The sequence below is a fragment of the Rhodoferax lithotrophicus genome, from assembly GCF_019973615.1.
GTDB lineage: Bacteria > Pseudomonadota > Gammaproteobacteria > Burkholderiales > Burkholderiaceae_C > Rhodoferax > Rhodoferax lithotrophicus.
The window spans coordinates 4490671-4504922 of sequence record NZ_AP024238.1 but is presented as its reverse complement, the minus strand read 5'-3'; the positions used below and the strand labels follow the sequence as shown (position 1 = coordinate 4504922).

Here is a 14252-nt window from a genome sequence, read left to right as displayed (position 1 = left end):
GACACTGAGTGGAAAGTTAAGTGGCACAAAGTGGAGGGTCCAGTGTCATTCCGCAGTTACGGCTGATCTGGGTGTCAGTCGCCCAGTGTGGCACTAAACCAAACAGGCCATTGAGCGCTTCATATTTCGGCACAGCATCATCACCCAAGTCTGCGTGTGGATGGCGGCGAATAGAACTTCCCAAGTACCCCGGCCATAGATCAAGTTTGCCGGGTTCCGGTGGCGGCATCACGCCAAAGTGGCTTTGATAGCGTGTGCTCTCTTTCAGGGCTTGGTAGTGGCTGCACATAGGTGAATCGTAGCGTTAAGGCTGGTGAAATGGCTTATCGCAACTATACTGGATGTATGAACAGTACATTGATTGCCGACATTCCAGTACCCGTATCAGTGCTCCCCTATTAGCGTTGTTGATCAGTAACCGGGTGTGTGCGGGTTTTCCGTCTCCCGCTGAAGACCTGGGGGCGCAACGGATCGACCTGACTCAGATGCTGATTGTTCATGCGCAGGCCACCTATTTTTTGCGCGCCAGAGGCACGTCCATGGAGGGTGTGGGCATCTTCGACAACGATATCCTGGTGGTCGACAAGGCCATAAAGCCCCGCCACAACCATATTGTCGTGGCGGTGGTGGATGGTGACTTCACAGCCAAATGCCTGTACCAGAGAGCGGGTCGAATCAAGCTCAGGGCGGCCAACCCAACTTTCGCAGACATTGTTCCCAAGGAAGGTCAAACCCTTGAAGTCTGGGGCGTGGTCACCAGCAGTATCAAACAGTTCAAGGTTTGAGTGATCATGTATGCACTGGTGGATGGCAACAACTTTTATGTGAGCTGTGAGCGGGTGTTTCGTCCCAGTCTTAATGGCCTGCCTGTGTGCGTACTTAGCAATAACGATGGTTGTGCCATCTCCCGCAGCAATGAAGCCAAGGCCCTGGGAATTACCATGGGAGCTCCTTGGTTCAAGATCAAACACCTAGCAGAAACAGACGGCCTGGTAGCGCTGTCTGCCAACTTTGCCCTCTACGGTGATCTGAGCGACCGCATGATGAGTCTGGCCGCCGGTCTTGGGCCACATCAGGAAATCTACTCCATTGATGAAAGCTTCATTGACCTGAGCGATGTTGCGGGAAATCTCACCGAGCGCAGCCACAAAATCCGCAGCCGCATCCTTCAATGGGTCGGTATACCCTGTGGGATCGGAATCGGCTCTACCAAAACACTGGCAAAGCTGGCCAACCATGTTGCCAAGTCTGCCGAACGCAAGCCCGGCAGTTACCCAGAACAGTTGGCACAGGTCTGTAATCTGGCGGTGCTGACTCCGAGTGAACTGGATGCGGTGTTTGCTGCCACGCCGGTCAATGAAGTGTGGGGTATTGGTCGGCAAATATCCAAGCAGCTCATAGACGGTGGTGTGAAAACGGTGTTGGACTTGGTGCGTCTTGATCCGGCCATGGTCAAGCGCCGCTGGTCGGTGGTGCTGGAGCGTACCGTGCGGGAGTTGCAGGGCATCAACTGCGTGGAGTTGGAACACTCCCCCCAACCGAAACAGGAAATCGCCTGTACCCGTTCTTTTGGTCACCCAGTTACGGAGTTGGCCGATCTGAGTGAAGCGGTGACCGAGTTTGCCAGTCGTGCTGCTCAGAAGCTGCGCAAACAAAGCAGTCTGGCCGGTCAGGTGCTGTGTTTTATCCGCACCAGCCCCTTTCGCCGGGAAGAACAGTACAGCCGGTCAGTGACCATACCCCTGCGACGACCAAGTGCGGACACGGCGATCATTGTGGAGGCAGCCTTGACAGGGTTGGCTGCAATTTACCGGCGTGGGTTCAAGTTGGCCAAGGCCGGTGTGATGTTGCTTGATCTCCAACCTGACACGGTGCAACAGCAGGAATTGGCGCTGGAGGATGATGGTTCGCATGACCGTAGCCGTTTAATGAGCACCCTGGACGACCTCAACCAACGCTACGGAAGAGGAACGATTCTGTTGGCCAGTGCGGGTTTAGCCGGTGATCGGCGTGCATGGAGCATGAAACAGGAACGGCGTACCCCTGGCTACACCACATGTCTGGACGATTTGGCAGTCGCTCATGCATGAATCGCCATGGATGACGTTCTAACTTTCATGAATCCAGGCCGATGCCCCGGATGATGAAAGAAACTTGAGAGTGGAGGTGCCGAGGTAGATGCCGAGAAAATTCTTTTGGGGGCTGCCACCCCGATATCTAACTTGGCGCGCCTTCACCGACTCGTACCCCGAATTGACTCCATCGGTTGCCCGATGAGATATCACGTTAAACAGGGCTGCTGAGCGTGAGCTCAGACAAGCAATTTCGGTGGGGCACCCCAGCACCTCCAGTTCTTGAGGTACAGCAGACTGACCATGAGGCGAATGGGCAGTTTGGGGCGACCGGCGTTAGAGCGCCCAGCTGCGACAACAACTTCGCTTGTGCCGAACATGTCTTCAGATTTGAGGATTTGACCGCTGCGATTCTCCCTCTCAAATTTTGCCGCTATGGCGGTTTTAATTTGGCTGCCAAGGCAGCCGGGTGGATAACACCGCCAGCGGGTCACTCAAGTTGATCATGGCATCAATTCGGCTACGGAAAAAGTCAACGGACTGCATGTCAAATCTCTCAGAAATTATCTCCACTATTAACGTTTCTTGAGGGATTTGGCGGACATTTTCGCTAATTTATTCAACGTTTACAACGGGTTACGCGTATTTCAGGCCCGACCACTTACACTCAGGAAGTGTCGAACTTGTGGGGCCTGGAGCGCAACGCTGTGATGAGTCTGGCTCTGGGTGAGTGGGTAAATGCCGTGCTGATCACCGGAGCCACCGGAGCCACCGGCGCTGGCGTGCGCTATCCTAAATACCCACAGAGACGTACCAGCCCCCGCGTCAGCAGGCGCTTGTCATTACTGCTGAAGTTGATCTGCAACACCTGTTGCACATTATCGAGGAACAGGTCGATGTTTCTCTCGACCAGGGCCAGGTCGTTTCGGTTGGCAGCGTCCTCACTGATCTGTAAAAGCGCTTTCACCCCACTGGAAAGCAAAGATCGCTGCTCGGCGGTGAAACTTCTGCCGCTTACATTGGCGAAGCTATCGATCAGGTCTTGTATCCTTTGCTCCTGATTTCCAGATACATTGCTCAGCAGTGATCCAGATACCTTGCTCAGCAGCGATGTGTATGCGACACCTGTGCTTGCCAAAGCGGTCAACATATCATCACTCACGTTGCCCGAGGTGGGCGTGAATGCCGTGGTGATCGGGTTAGTGACGCTGAGCGAGGTTAGTGCGGGTAGGGCGGTACTCAAGTAGCCGAGAGCCGTGTTCACTTGCGTTTGGGTGATATCGATGAGTTGTGCGTTTCCGTCACCAGTGAGGGTGATGGCTGATCCTAGCGCTGCAGCGGTATACCCTGGAGGTGGATTGCTGCTAGTTATAACGGCATTGATAGTCGTGCTGTTGGTTAATGTGAATGTCAGAGTGGCAAATGGAGTATTGTTAAGATACTCATTAACTGAAAGAATATTCCCACTTACTGTACCACTATACGTAATTCCTGCAGTTGGGTTATTACCGATGATAGCAATAGAGCTTCCCGTCTGATTAATATAAAAAACAAGAGGACTTCCATTGTAATTACCTGTCCATCTTCCTGTGAATGGTGTGCTGTCCAACCTAGTGAACCATGTGCTGGGGGTTGCCGAACCTGTCAGATTAGCAACCAGCAGATCAGTGAGAGGAGTAATGTTCACAGTGCCTACTGTGGTAGCAATGGATTGGTAAGGCGTGGTGTTGGCGGCACCGTTAATAGTGCCACCAGCTACCTGTACCGCACAGGGTAGGGCTTGACCGTAGAGGGTGACTGAATAAAAGCCATTGCTGTCCGTTGTGGTGGGTGTAAGCTCACTACCTGATACGCAAATAACGCTGATGTTCCCACCAACAATTGGCGTACCGACTGCTGCAACACCGCTCAGGGTACCAGTTGTCGAAGCGCTACTTCCACCGCCACACGCGGTCAGTAATATTGAAATCAGGAGCAGCGCAGTAATCTTTAATTGTGCAGTTAAACGCATTTAATTTTTTCACCCGATCTTTATATTAAGGCTACGAATTTAGCTTCGACGAGTAACATGAAGTTGATACGTCATATCTTAACTTCTGGAGTGGGAAAACTGGATGCATCGGCATCGGCTTTCTTTTTGGCTTTCGAGAAATCCCCAATAGGCTGTAATGCATTGATACGAAGCGGAAGCGGAATTATTACTGAGATCCTGACCTCATAAGTTCGTCCATTACTCCCACGTCGTGCCACAAAAGGAGTGCAAGCGCGCTAAAGGGGCAGGTATTAATAACGATTGAGCCAACCATTTAGCGTGGCAGCCACAACTGCACACGCAACACTTTCAGACATTCAACGTTCAGAGCCACGAATGGACTTCCCAATTCGGTGGTGCTCAATGAACAGCCCTTTACCTTTTTCCAGCAAGTCTACGCATGCATCATTTTTACCGTCCAGCCATTGCTGCACTCCTTTTTACATCGGCCACAGTCAGCCATGCTGCCGAGAATTTTCAGCGTGTTTGCAGTTTTTCGCACATGCAAAGCCACCATCGCTTACACAGCATCCCACAGATCGGGCCTTGTGTTACGACGCTTTTGCAGTGCTGCACTCCGGGGAAAGCAAAACCCCGGTGTTCGTAGCCGAAAAGTTGAACCGTTCCTCCGTCATGGACGCGCATGAAAAACGCACGAACCGTTTCTTTGCCGATGCACGACTGCGTGCGGCGGAAAGAGCGGAATTGGACGATTACAAGGACAGTGGGTTTGATCGTGGTCACATGGCACCAGCGGGCGATATGCCTACTGCGCAGGCCATGGCACAGAGCTTTTCTCTGGCCAATATGGTGCCTCAAGCCCCCGAACATAACCGAGGCGTTTGGGCAAAGTCGGTCGAGGCGGCTACCCGCAAATATGCGGCACGGGCTAGTGGTGACATTTATGTCATCACTGGGCCGGTGTTTGTGCCCAATATTGCAAAGAGTCCCAGCATTGGGTCAGGGGTGCATGTGCCGACCTATCTTTTCAAGCTGGTATACGACCAGGACAAGAACAGGGCATGGGCCTATTGGCAGCAGAATGACGATTCAACCCGTGGGTCAAAGCCCATCAGCTATGGAGAATTGGTCAAGCGAACCGGGATTGAATTCTTGCCGGGGGGTGCAGCCTAGGGGGGTGACTTAATCGTCCGCAATCAGATCGTCAATGCTGGCAATGCGCTTGTTGCTTGCTGCAATGAAAGCCATCGCGCCGTCAATTGCAGAGTCCGCTCGATCTGCTGCACCTTTGGCTGCATCTGCAAGTGTGCCCAATTCTTGATCCAGCCTCGTTAGTGGCAGCCGACATTGGAGCGAGATAGATAATTTGAGGAACAATTTTCACCGGCCCATCACCAGTCGAAGCCACCAGCGAAATGACCGCCTGGTAGGTTCCTATCGGTGGCACTCCACCAAGAGTTTTCCGCATCGCTCTCGGAAAGAGCAGTCGGCCCACACTGGATACGTTAGCCGTCCTAAAACGCCATCTGACCTTGACCTCAGCCCGCCGAATCGTTAACGTTATGAGGAATCGTTACCAACAAAATACATGCTGAACCTGGCTTTCGCACATGGCAGCATCACAGACAATATGATTGCGATTGCCTTCAAATCCTATCTCAATGCAAGCTCAGCTTTACCCCGGAACAGCTACCTCTGACAGTAGCTCACCTCGGAAGACTTTCAAACCCACTTGGCGCGTCGTCCTTGGCCGTGCAGCCTGGTCTAGGTACACCTATGAGCGCCCCGAAGGCGGTGATCTCAAGCTACTGGGAAGCGTGAGCAAGGGGCTGCAGGTTGGTGCCCTGGCCATGACTGATGCAGGTGAGTACGTGCAAGTGGTTGGTGACCACCTGACACCGCTCAAGACCAAAGACATCGCCAAGGCGGTGGCCAATGCGCCCAAGGAGTTCAGCCCGAGGTTTTCGAGAGGGGATTCACGAGAGTCGCTTTGGAAGGAGACCCGAAAAGATACGCCGCCACCGGTGGTCATCGTGAAGAAGCGGCGGTTGGTGCCTGTTCCGGCTAGCTAGGAATGGTCGTATAACCATTGCCGCATCTAGCAATGGGTAGGTCAAAACCTTCATTGATAAATTTCTGAGATGCCCATCAAACAATCTGCTGTGTGTCTACTCTGTCACTGTTTGTAAGGGTGTGTATCACGCGTCAACGCAAGCATTCACACGCCGTTGTAGGTACAAGCTGGAACGAAATTCTGGCTCGCTTATGACAGTTGGAGCAAATGCAACTGTCGCTTTATGAGTGAGTTTTAACCATGTCAATTATCAAAAATCTGATCGCTACTGCTTTGTTTACCAGCGTTGCTGCTGTCTCGTTTGCCCAGGCTCCTGCAGCCCCCAAAGATGCAGTTCCGACCACCCCTGCTGCTATGAACGCACCAGCGGTCAAAGTGACCACCAAGCATACGGTTAAGAAAGTAGAAGAACCCAAGGCAAAAGATGCTGCGGCAGTCACACCGACAGACGCGGCTTCAAAACCAGCACACACGGCAAAGAAGGTGCATAAGGCCGCTTCCACGAAGAAAGCAGACAAGGCAGCACCTGCTGCTTCTGACACCAAATAAACAATTGGAGTTATGACTATGGAGGGGCCGGTATTTACCGGCCCCTCCATTTTGCTCAAAAGTTGAAACAGCAAGCACGTCGTCAGATTAACGCAAGCACAGAGTTGCATGCTGCACTGCAACATAATCAAATCATTGATACCCAGCTAAGGCTTGAAGACTTGCTCGCAGATATGCACTTTGCACGCAAACACGACCAGCTTGGGCGACTGGCCTTGCTGGCTTATTGCGAGGTCAAAGGATGGGCTCGCTGGGCGGGTAAATTAGATGTGGCTGACACGGCGTTGCGAATGTTCTCTGAGAACCCGTGCCTCATCAAGGAGGAATTTCTTACCAACATTGACAAGCTGGTTGCGTTATTGGAGTTGTACGAACACGAGTACCAGCGAACCAATGCGTGCTATGCCATGAAGGCATCGACTATGCGCCCAATAGTACGAACTTAAGCCTCACCTCTTGTACGCCATGCTCGGATGTGACTTGACATGCCGATTGGGTCTTGGTGATTTCCGACCTGGTCTACGTTGATGACCTGCTAGACAGCATGTTGGCTTGGCATCAAGCCACCTAAGGGTTTATGCCAGGGTAAATTTGTTCTCTCGACACCTCTAGGGGGAAACAGATCATTAGTTTCACTTTTCAAAAAAAGTCCAAAAATTTAATGACGTGAAGCATGCGGGCTAAATCAAGAACTCGCTTTCAACCTTGGCGCGCCACGCAGGAAAGCTGGTCGGGATATCGGGCTGCAATTCCTGCGCTATCAGCAACACCAGCGTGTTCAACTCATCCGCCATTTGCGAGACCGCAGTGACATCAGCCGCGGACTGCACGATCTTCCTACTTCCGTCTACAGTGTCCAGTCCTCTCAAACGATTTTCGTCATGCGCAAGTGTGTAAAACCAGTTTTGCAACGAGGCGACGATCTTGCCCTCGCAGTATGACAAGTGCACTAGGTCGGAATCTTGCATGGCATAGACCAGAGACATGATGTTGAAGCTGGACAGTGCAATCGAAGTATCGGAATCCTCTTTCATGTTTTTTAGCAAGCGAATGGCCTTTTTGCAACCGCCGCCAGTACGCACCTCCTTCGCATTGATCAAGGCTCGCACTTTAAAGGGGTAGTTCGTGATAAGTTCATTCGCCTTTTTGTCGTAGATTTGAACACCTCTGTCATCGTCATTGTTCGTTCTTTGATGGGTCGCCGTCTTGTACAAAACAGATGGAACAACATCAATCTCACGGAGAAGAGAGCCCTCCGACACCGTGATGCACTTTGCCCCAGAATCGTCAACCTTCGCGGCAGGAAATGCAGATCGAATCACCGAGCAGCACTCGGAACGCAGGGAGGTTATTTCAGAAGCAGCATTGCTCGTGCTGATGGTGTAGTTGGGGGCGGAAACCCCAGAGCTATCAAAGACGAAGAATCTCCACGGCCATACGAGCATATCGACATCGCTCACGCGCCTCAAATGCACGTTCAATGGCAGCGATCCTTGGAGTTCGACTGTCACCGTCTTTCCGAGTCTCAGAAGTCCTGAATCAATTTGCTTCGCAACTCTTTCGGCCTCGCGATAGCTGATGGCTGTGTATTGCGCTTCAACTTCCTGCATGGACACCAAGGCGTACTGAAAATTCTTGGATCTCGTCTTATTCCGATAGCCTTCGGTCACGAAATCCCGGAAAGCACTATCCTCAGCGAACGAAGCACTTTTACTAAGACTCGCAACAGCGGTGTTGTTGCGCCGGGCGTTAACGCGGCCGATGCGGTTTGAGTAGTCAGTCGCCACGTGTTTTCCTTGTAAGTTTCATGCGGCCACCTGTATAGCGACCTCCACCGTTGAAGTAGGTTGCATCAGCGGAAGACCCATCAGCAGCGATGTGCCATTCGGCATAGCCGTGGTGAGCCTTCAGTTCGGGTTCACCAGGACGCGGTTCGTTGCGGTAGCTGTACATCAGGATATAGCCGACATCTTCTTCCACCACGATAGACGCGGCAACACTCCGAGAACGCGAATGTTCCGTTTGGGAGTAAATCCTGATCTTTTTCCCAGCCTTGCGAAATCGTGACTTCCGCAGTCCAGTTGTACTTTATTGCTCCGGTATCGGGATCAATAGTTTCACCGACACAGTCCCATTTACCACGCAAGTCAGGAATAGCCAGAATGCGATGAACCAACCAGGTTCGCCAGGCCCACTTATCAAAAGCCAAGTGACCCAAGGTGTAGAAAATTGCAGCTGTTAGTGGCAATTTCCAATATGCGCGGGCATCTAGAAATCCCCAACTTTCTGCATAAGTTATCCCGGTGGCGATTCCAACAGCCAAACCTGAACTGGCCAGTCCTGCCGCGATGCCGAGGAATCGTCCGACCGTCGCGCGGCTATGGCCGATTACCGCATATTCATGATTTGAAGCCAAAGTTGTTCCCGTTTTGTTAATTTACCAGCCCTGGGCAATATGCAAACACACTGAACCACCAATGACCTTGCCTGTAACAAACACAATGCATGCACGTGTATTTGGACTCATGACTTGATCCCTTCAAAGATACTTATTGAACTTTTTGGCGACCAACTGTGCGTAAACGCCACAACAAAAAAGCACGAGCAGCATAAAAAATGCAGATGGTGATTCAGGTATGCACCAAGTGGGAAGCCCCGGATACAAACTGGCAAGTGTCATATCACCTCCATCGATCTTGGCTTTACTGCGAATAATGTCTGCTGCGACGATCCCAATTCGCAAATACAGACCAATCACGATGAGCCCTGTACTTACACCACTCAATAGTGCGCCGCACATTCGCAGTCTGCTTGGCGGATTAATCAGAAATAAAAAAATGCTTTCAACCATACCAAGATCCTTTGTTGTCATGTGCCGCAGTCACAGCATGGTTGCTCTGATTGGCCGTTGCTCATGACATTGATTCCTATAAAAGCTGGTGACATGCAAGTGAACTTGCATTCACCCGAAGACAAGGGCAACGACCCGCAACCAACAAGATTCATTTGTTGATCCGTAATGTAACTGAAAATCGGCTTATTGCAATACTATTTATGACCATGTTGTTTTTTATCACGTTATACATTTTCGCATGACAAGTACAATAAAAAGCTTTAAAAGGATCAAGCATGAACAAACAAGTGCATGACATTCAGGATGAACGCTTGTTTTACCTGGAGTTTTTGGCACTGTTTACAGGCCAAGTAAGTCGTAAAGACCTTGTCGTCAGGTTCGGCATCAGTGAACCGGCTGCAACAAAAGACCTTTCGCGCTATGCAGAGCTTTCTCCCAACACATTACGTTATGACCTAAAGCGTAAGTGCTATGTGCTGTCAGATTTTTCGCACCATTTCAGCCACGACATTGAACAAGCTCTACACGCACTTGCGGGCGCACGGGCTATTGCTTTAGATTCAGAGCATGGGAAAAAGCTTCCCAGCTGGATCAACTGTGACATCAAACGAGCGCTCTCTTTGCCACTTGTCGCAACGATTACTAGATGTATTCACCGCAAGCGGACAATGTCTGCAATGTACTGGTCCCACACAAGCGGAAATAAGGAGCGTCAGCTCTCGCCTTTGGCTTTGGTAAATGATGGATTACGCTGGCATGTACGCTGCTTTGATCATTTGGACGACAAAATCAAAGACTTCAACCTGACACGTTTTGAGTCGGCAACTGAGGGGTCTGCGTCAACAAAAAGTTTGAAGGATGACGCGGAATGGAACACACTAGTTCAAATAAAACTTGTGCCACACCCAAAATCCGAATTCCCGAAAACTACTGCGTTCGACTACGAAATGCAAAACGGAGTCAAACTGGTTGAACTCAAAGCATGCTTGGTCGGCTACTTTCTTAGACATTGGCACGTTGATTTCACCGACAAGGCCACTGAAAACCCGAAAGCACACCAACTCTTTCTTGCAAACAAGAGTGAGTTGATTGAACGCGGTGTGGACAAATGGTCATTGGCAAACTAGCAACAGAATTTGTTGAAGCTTGAAACATTCCTAGTTTCACAAGTCACCTCGGCAATCATGCCGGGACGAATCCAGAATGCATTCCTAAGACAGAATCTTGATAGGAGAAACAACCAGATTTGGGTTGATTCGAAGTTGAACCTTTTGAGCCAAGTTCTGTACACGCTTGAACACAATTTCTCGCACCTTCCGCTTACTGTCAGGTACAGGTTCGACGCTAGTTGCCGCCATTAAAAAGTCTTCAACAAATGCAAATGATCTTGCAACAACGAGTTGGCGACTTAGCAATTTATTCTGCGTCTGGCACGACAATATCAATTTTGATATTTCGAGTGGCATTAGGTCAGCGCCTGCGGCCCATTTCCTTATACGAGCCTGCGTGATCGGGGCTGCATCATTTAGCGGCAAGTGATTTGCTAACTCGTAGTAATCCTTGCTGCCAAACCCCTTCATCACTTCGCACAGCCAATTCGCCATAGGATGTCTGGTTCGGGAAACCATTGAACCTATTTCCAAATCAAATGTCCGAATTTCATTAGATCGGAACAACAATACATGCCCGAGAAATCCCCCAACGACGGCTTGTAGCAGTCGCTCCGCAAACATGTATTCCGGTCGATTCCAACGTATGGTTTGAACTTGCCACCATGGGTCTTCATCGGATAGTAGATTTGCTCCGCAATGGGGACAATTCACCCTGTGTGACATAAGTGATCTAAATATGAGAAATGGCAAGCCTTCAACAATCCTGAACGCCCGCAGTGCCTCGGGGTACAACTCTTTGTTATTCCCAACACCGGCAAGTGATCTCAAGAACTCTCCTGGGAGCCCCAGTTTTTTTGATAAATCCTGGATCGTCCGAAGTCTTGTTACAGAATTGCCCAGCAGCAAGTTCTCCAAGTTTTTGAATTCTTCCCCGGCCATTGCACGAAAAAAGGCTCGGTGCGATCTGTAGGGTGTCAATAAGCGAAACAAAAAGTCTGTACTTGGATTAGCCGCGACGTTAGGCGTTAGCCCGAGTGCATCTTTGAAAAGAGCCATTTCACGGAGAAGCGTGACCGGCCAGAAGTCTGGCGCGAGCCTTTCAGAAACGGTCTTGCCATTTACTGCCAGCGCATCAAAAAAGGTCGTCATGACCGAATTTTCCATTTCACGGAACTTTGAGATTGCCAAGTTCGAAAAAATGCTGCTTGTGGAGAAAAGTTCTTCACGCCGAGATACATATCTCGTTGATTACCAAATTAATGGAGAGCAACATGAACCGTTCAGTGCTGAAGTCTAATATTCTTTCTAACAACCCAAATTGGCCGAGTCGAGTTCCAAATGTACCGTCGGGCGGGGGGCGTGGAAATAATCCGCCACGTAGCCGCTAGAAAGGGATCTGACCCCCACAAAAACTGTGGGGGCCATTCAGCCGGATTTGGCTCCAAAACCACGGAAAAATTTCACCACAACGCTGAATCACACCTCAAATCTAATTGCCGATGCGCCCGTTGTTGTTGAAATCTGAACGCAACTGCGCCACAAAATACAAACCCCAAAGACAGAAGCATCAGTTCTATTTTGTCAAAGTTTGAGGCAAATAATTCCAGGGAATCCAGCAGTAAACCACCAATCGTAATTACTGAAATAGCCCGTTTTCGCTTGCGGGAATTCATTGCGCAAATCTCCAAAATGGGCTGCCTTTAATCAAGGCGTATCCCCATTTTCCCAAGCGCGTTAACAGCCGCAGCCTGGCAAGATATTTCATCGCTACCCGATGACTTATGGCTAAACGTGAGCGCCTTACCCGAAATTTCCCCTGTGATATTCCGAATGACCCCTCGAACCGCTCTAATTTCAGACAGCAACGTGACCAAGACTTTTTCAAGTGTCGGCTCTTCGTCCAAAATAAAGGCTAACCCTTTGAATGCCTCTTCTGACTCTTTTGTCACTCCAACATCGTCTTGCTTTTGACGGGTGCGTCGTTGAATTTCAACGATAAAAACAGTTTTGAACCCAACTCTCAATCTCGCAACAAAGACGCCACGGGGCACTTTCCTGTCAACGTCAAGGTACAGCCAGTGACGTGTTTTGGTATCAACTGTCTCGTCATCATCCTTATATGGAGTCAATGCAATAAGTTCTGGTTCCAGGTCTTTACAAAACCCTGACTCAAAAGTAAACCACTCAACAGACTGAATCTTCGTTGGATATTGCTGCTTTAAGTACAACATCGCATTCCACATGTCCCTCAACATGCCATGGGACTCCATCACCTGCTTTGCATGAATTAAGGCTTGTCCAACACCTTTTCCACGGCCATAGGGATCGCCTCCAGAAACAACCGATGGCGGTGTGACACTACTTCCACCTCTCTGTCCCGCGCCACTTTTTGCACGATCTCGCCTGACATCTATCACAACCCGCCGCTTGCCAACCACTTCAAATTCGGTGTCCAAAATTTCCGTGGAGCCACTACCAAAATCTGGCTCTTCACCCCCTGTCAGGTCAACAATGAATGGTGTTTTTTTAAATCTGCGAACATGACCGCCTGCCTGGACATCACCACCCGAACCGTCAATGTCAAAGCCATCAAATTTCTGCAATTCTTCTCTGTCACGTTCGATTGCTTTTCCCTCTGGGTCACTGCATCCAACGATTTGCAATGCGAGAAATGAACCATCATTAAGCTGAATCCCCCTAACTTTGAGTGTTGCTTTACCCTGATGCCAGGGTTGTATTTCTAGGAAGACATTAGGCGCATACCTTGCATCGTGACTTGACTCGATTTGGCTATAAATTCTTCGTAAGACTCGCTCGGTGTACGGTTCGTACTTTGCATGCGCCAAAAGAAGCACGTCATCCAGAACCAACCTTTTTCTCAACTTGACCTTCCACTTGTTCACTTCCTCAAGCTCGCCTAGTTCCGCATAAAGTTTGCTTAAATGCGACTCATTTGATCCATACCAGGGATAAGTTGTTAGTACACGCTTGATCTCTGCTGATCGCCCGTAACAGCGATAGAAAAATTCAAGACACGGAACTACAAGCCTGCGGCCACCTTTTAAGGTGAACTCAAGAAATTGGTTTTTGTCTAGCTGGTAGTCTAGGGGGTAGCTTTTCCAGTCATACGGTGGGTTTTCTTTTTTGCTAAAAGATGTAAATCTCCAACCATCTTCTGAAAAATTAACTTCAAAGTTAGCTTCTTTGAAAACTGCTTGAGAGCGACAAAAACCATCTTTCCAAACACCGCCAATGCGAAGTTGACCTAATGCTGTGATCGGGGCATCTTTGTACACAATGTAATCAGACAGTTCACTAGATGAAACCTCCCGGAAAGCAACCCTGACATTCGGCTGCGAGTGGGCTCTGTTATTTTTGGTGATGTGCGTGTGAAGCCAAACCATTAATGTTCTTGAATCATTCTCAAAGACATTTTTAAGACTGACTTGCTTGGTTGCGCGAGCTAATTCGAAGTTAAAAGGTAATCGCATCTCAAACTCCAAAATAAGAAGGGACATCCGTGCAATGCAGGGATGTCCCAATCTTCTGGGATTTTTGAGCTATTTTGTCGCAATTATTCCGAAAACGTCGCAACGAT

At 49.8% G+C, this 14252-nt stretch carries 17 protein-coding genes; 7 read left to right on the top strand and 10 right to left on the bottom strand.

Going from position 1 to position 14252, the window contains the following annotated elements:
• Positions 1-16 precede the first annotated feature (16 nt).
• The gene (locus tag LDN84_RS20725; RefSeq protein ID WP_223905484.1) at positions 17-289 is read right to left on the bottom strand and encodes a hypothetical protein; all 273 of its coding nucleotides are present in this window, start codon (positions 287-289) and stop codon (positions 17-19) included.
• A 115-nt stretch (positions 290-404) separates the two neighbouring features.
• On the opposite strand from LDN84_RS20725, the gene LDN84_RS20720 reads away from it, so the two are divergent.
• Entirely contained in the window at positions 405-785 is a 381-nt protein-coding gene (locus tag LDN84_RS20720; RefSeq protein ID WP_317134808.1) for a LexA family protein, read from the top strand.
• Between the two features lie 6 nt (positions 786-791).
• Positions 792-2090 (top strand): Y-family DNA polymerase, encoded by a 1299-nt coding sequence (locus LDN84_RS20715; protein WP_223905482.1) that lies wholly within the window; start codon positions 792-794, stop codon positions 2088-2090.
• Positions 2091-2859: 769 nt separating this feature from the next.
• On the opposite strand, the gene LDN84_RS20710 is transcribed toward LDN84_RS20715, so the two are convergent.
• Complete coding sequence (locus LDN84_RS20710) at positions 2860-4083, bottom strand: hypothetical protein (RefSeq protein WP_223905480.1); 1224 nt, start codon at positions 4081-4083, stop codon at positions 2860-2862.
• A 465-nt stretch (positions 4084-4548) separates the two neighbouring features.
• Here LDN84_RS20710 and LDN84_RS20705 point away from each other — a divergent pair, with 465 nt between their 5' ends.
• Positions 4549-5238 (top strand): DNA/RNA non-specific endonuclease, encoded by a 690-nt coding sequence (locus tag LDN84_RS20705; protein ID WP_223913220.1) that lies wholly within the window; start codon positions 4549-4551, stop codon positions 5236-5238.
• Positions 5239-5247: 9 nt separating this feature from the next.
• Here LDN84_RS20705 and LDN84_RS22955 read toward each other — a convergent pair whose 3' ends face one another.
• The gene (locus LDN84_RS22955) at positions 5248-5379 is read right to left on the bottom strand and encodes a hypothetical protein (protein WP_255610425.1); all 132 of its coding nucleotides are present in this window, start codon (positions 5377-5379) and stop codon (positions 5248-5250) included.
• Between the two features lie 347 nt (positions 5380-5726).
• Between LDN84_RS22955 and LDN84_RS20700 the strand changes: the two genes are divergently transcribed.
• From LDN84_RS20700 to LDN84_RS20690, 3 genes are all read left to right on the top strand, one after another.
• Entirely contained in the window at positions 5727-6137 is a 411-nt protein-coding gene (locus LDN84_RS20700; RefSeq protein ID WP_223905478.1) for a hypothetical protein, read from the top strand.
• A 242-nt stretch (positions 6138-6379) separates the two neighbouring features.
• Positions 6380-6688, top strand: coding sequence for a hypothetical protein (locus LDN84_RS20695; RefSeq protein WP_223905475.1), 309 nt, complete (start codon positions 6380-6382; stop codon positions 6686-6688).
• Between the two features lie 62 nt (positions 6689-6750).
• The gene (locus LDN84_RS20690) at positions 6751-7134 is read left to right on the top strand and encodes a hypothetical protein (RefSeq protein WP_223905472.1); all 384 of its coding nucleotides are present in this window, start codon (positions 6751-6753) and stop codon (positions 7132-7134) included.
• Between the two features lie 234 nt (positions 7135-7368).
• Here LDN84_RS20690 and LDN84_RS20685 read toward each other — a convergent pair whose 3' ends face one another.
• The 4 genes from LDN84_RS20685 to LDN84_RS20675 all read right to left on the bottom strand — a co-directional run bounded on the left by LDN84_RS20685 (position 7369) and on the right by LDN84_RS20675 (position 9539).
• A complete protein-coding gene (locus tag LDN84_RS20685) occupies positions 7369-8475 on the bottom strand; it encodes a nucleotidyltransferase-like protein (protein WP_223905470.1) in 1107 nt (368 codons plus the stop codon).
• Positions 8465-8674, bottom strand: a complete 210-nt coding sequence (locus LDN84_RS23135) for a Cap15 family cyclic dinucleotide receptor domain-containing protein (RefSeq protein ID WP_353961415.1) — start codon at positions 8672-8674, stop codon at positions 8465-8467. Before LDN84_RS23135 ends, LDN84_RS20685 begins: the two co-directional genes overlap by 11 nt.
• The gene (locus LDN84_RS20680) at positions 8607-9104 is read right to left on the bottom strand and encodes a Cap15 family CBASS effector (protein WP_228745495.1); all 498 of its coding nucleotides are present in this window, start codon (positions 9102-9104) and stop codon (positions 8607-8609) included. The genes LDN84_RS23135 and LDN84_RS20680 overlap by 68 nt, the downstream gene beginning before the upstream one ends.
• 123 nt (positions 9105-9227) lie before the next feature.
• Positions 9228-9539, bottom strand: coding sequence for a hypothetical protein (locus tag LDN84_RS20675; RefSeq protein WP_223905467.1), 312 nt, complete (start codon positions 9537-9539; stop codon positions 9228-9230).
• 278 nt (positions 9540-9817) lie between these two features.
• Between LDN84_RS20675 and LDN84_RS20670 the strand changes: the two genes are divergently transcribed.
• Positions 9818-10669: a WYL domain-containing protein gene (locus tag LDN84_RS20670; RefSeq protein ID WP_223905465.1), complete on the top strand. Its 852-nt coding sequence runs from the start codon at positions 9818-9820 to the stop codon at positions 10667-10669.
• Between the two features lie 84 nt (positions 10670-10753).
• Here the strand turns inward: LDN84_RS20670 and LDN84_RS20665 are convergent, their stop codons facing one another.
• The 3 genes from LDN84_RS20665 to LDN84_RS20655 form a co-directional block, all read right to left on the bottom strand.
• Positions 10754-11803, bottom strand: coding sequence for a hypothetical protein (locus tag LDN84_RS20665; protein WP_223905463.1), 1050 nt, complete (start codon positions 11801-11803; stop codon positions 10754-10756).
• A 311-nt stretch (positions 11804-12114) separates the two neighbouring features.
• Positions 12115-12327 (bottom strand): hypothetical protein, encoded by a 213-nt coding sequence (locus LDN84_RS20660; RefSeq protein WP_223905461.1) that lies wholly within the window; start codon positions 12325-12327, stop codon positions 12115-12117.
• 27 nt (positions 12328-12354) lie between these two features.
• Positions 12355-14145, bottom strand: a complete 1791-nt coding sequence (locus LDN84_RS20655) for a hypothetical protein (RefSeq protein WP_223905458.1) — start codon at positions 14143-14145, stop codon at positions 12355-12357.
• Between the last annotated feature and the right edge of the window lie 107 nt (positions 14146-14252).

Bases quoted from the DNA above. Each gene is read 5' to 3' on its own strand.
- LDN84_RS20695 (WP_223905475.1), top strand. From the start codon at position 6,380: ATGTCAATTATCAAAAATCTGATCGCTACTGCTTTGTTTACCAGCGTT.
- LDN84_RS20665 (WP_223905463.1), bottom strand. From the start codon at position 11,803: ATGACGACCTTTTTTGATGCGCTGGCAGTAAATGGCAAGACCGTTTCT.
- LDN84_RS20660 (WP_223905461.1), bottom strand. From the start codon at position 12,327: ATGAATTCCCGCAAGCGAAAACGGGCTATTTCAGTAATTACGATTGGT.
- LDN84_RS20715 (WP_223905482.1), top strand. From the start codon at position 792: ATGTATGCACTGGTGGATGGCAACAACTTTTATGTGAGCTGTGAGCGG.
- LDN84_RS20710 (WP_223905480.1), bottom strand. From the start codon at position 4,083: ATGCGTTTAACTGCACAATTAAAGATTACTGCGCTGCTCCTGATTTCA.
- LDN84_RS20655 (WP_223905458.1), bottom strand. From the start codon at position 14,145: ATGCGATTACCTTTTAACTTCGAATTAGCTCGCGCAACCAAGCAAGTC.
- LDN84_RS20700 (WP_223905478.1), top strand. From the start codon at position 5,727: ATGCAAGCTCAGCTTTACCCCGGAACAGCTACCTCTGACAGTAGCTCA.
- LDN84_RS20725 (WP_223905484.1), bottom strand. From the start codon at position 289: ATGTGCAGCCACTACCAAGCCCTGAAAGAGAGCACACGCTATCAAAGC.
- LDN84_RS20675 (WP_223905467.1), bottom strand. From the start codon at position 9,539: ATGGTTGAAAGCATTTTTTTATTTCTGATTAATCCGCCAAGCAGACTG.
- LDN84_RS20670 (WP_223905465.1), top strand. From the start codon at position 9,818: ATGAACAAACAAGTGCATGACATTCAGGATGAACGCTTGTTTTACCTG.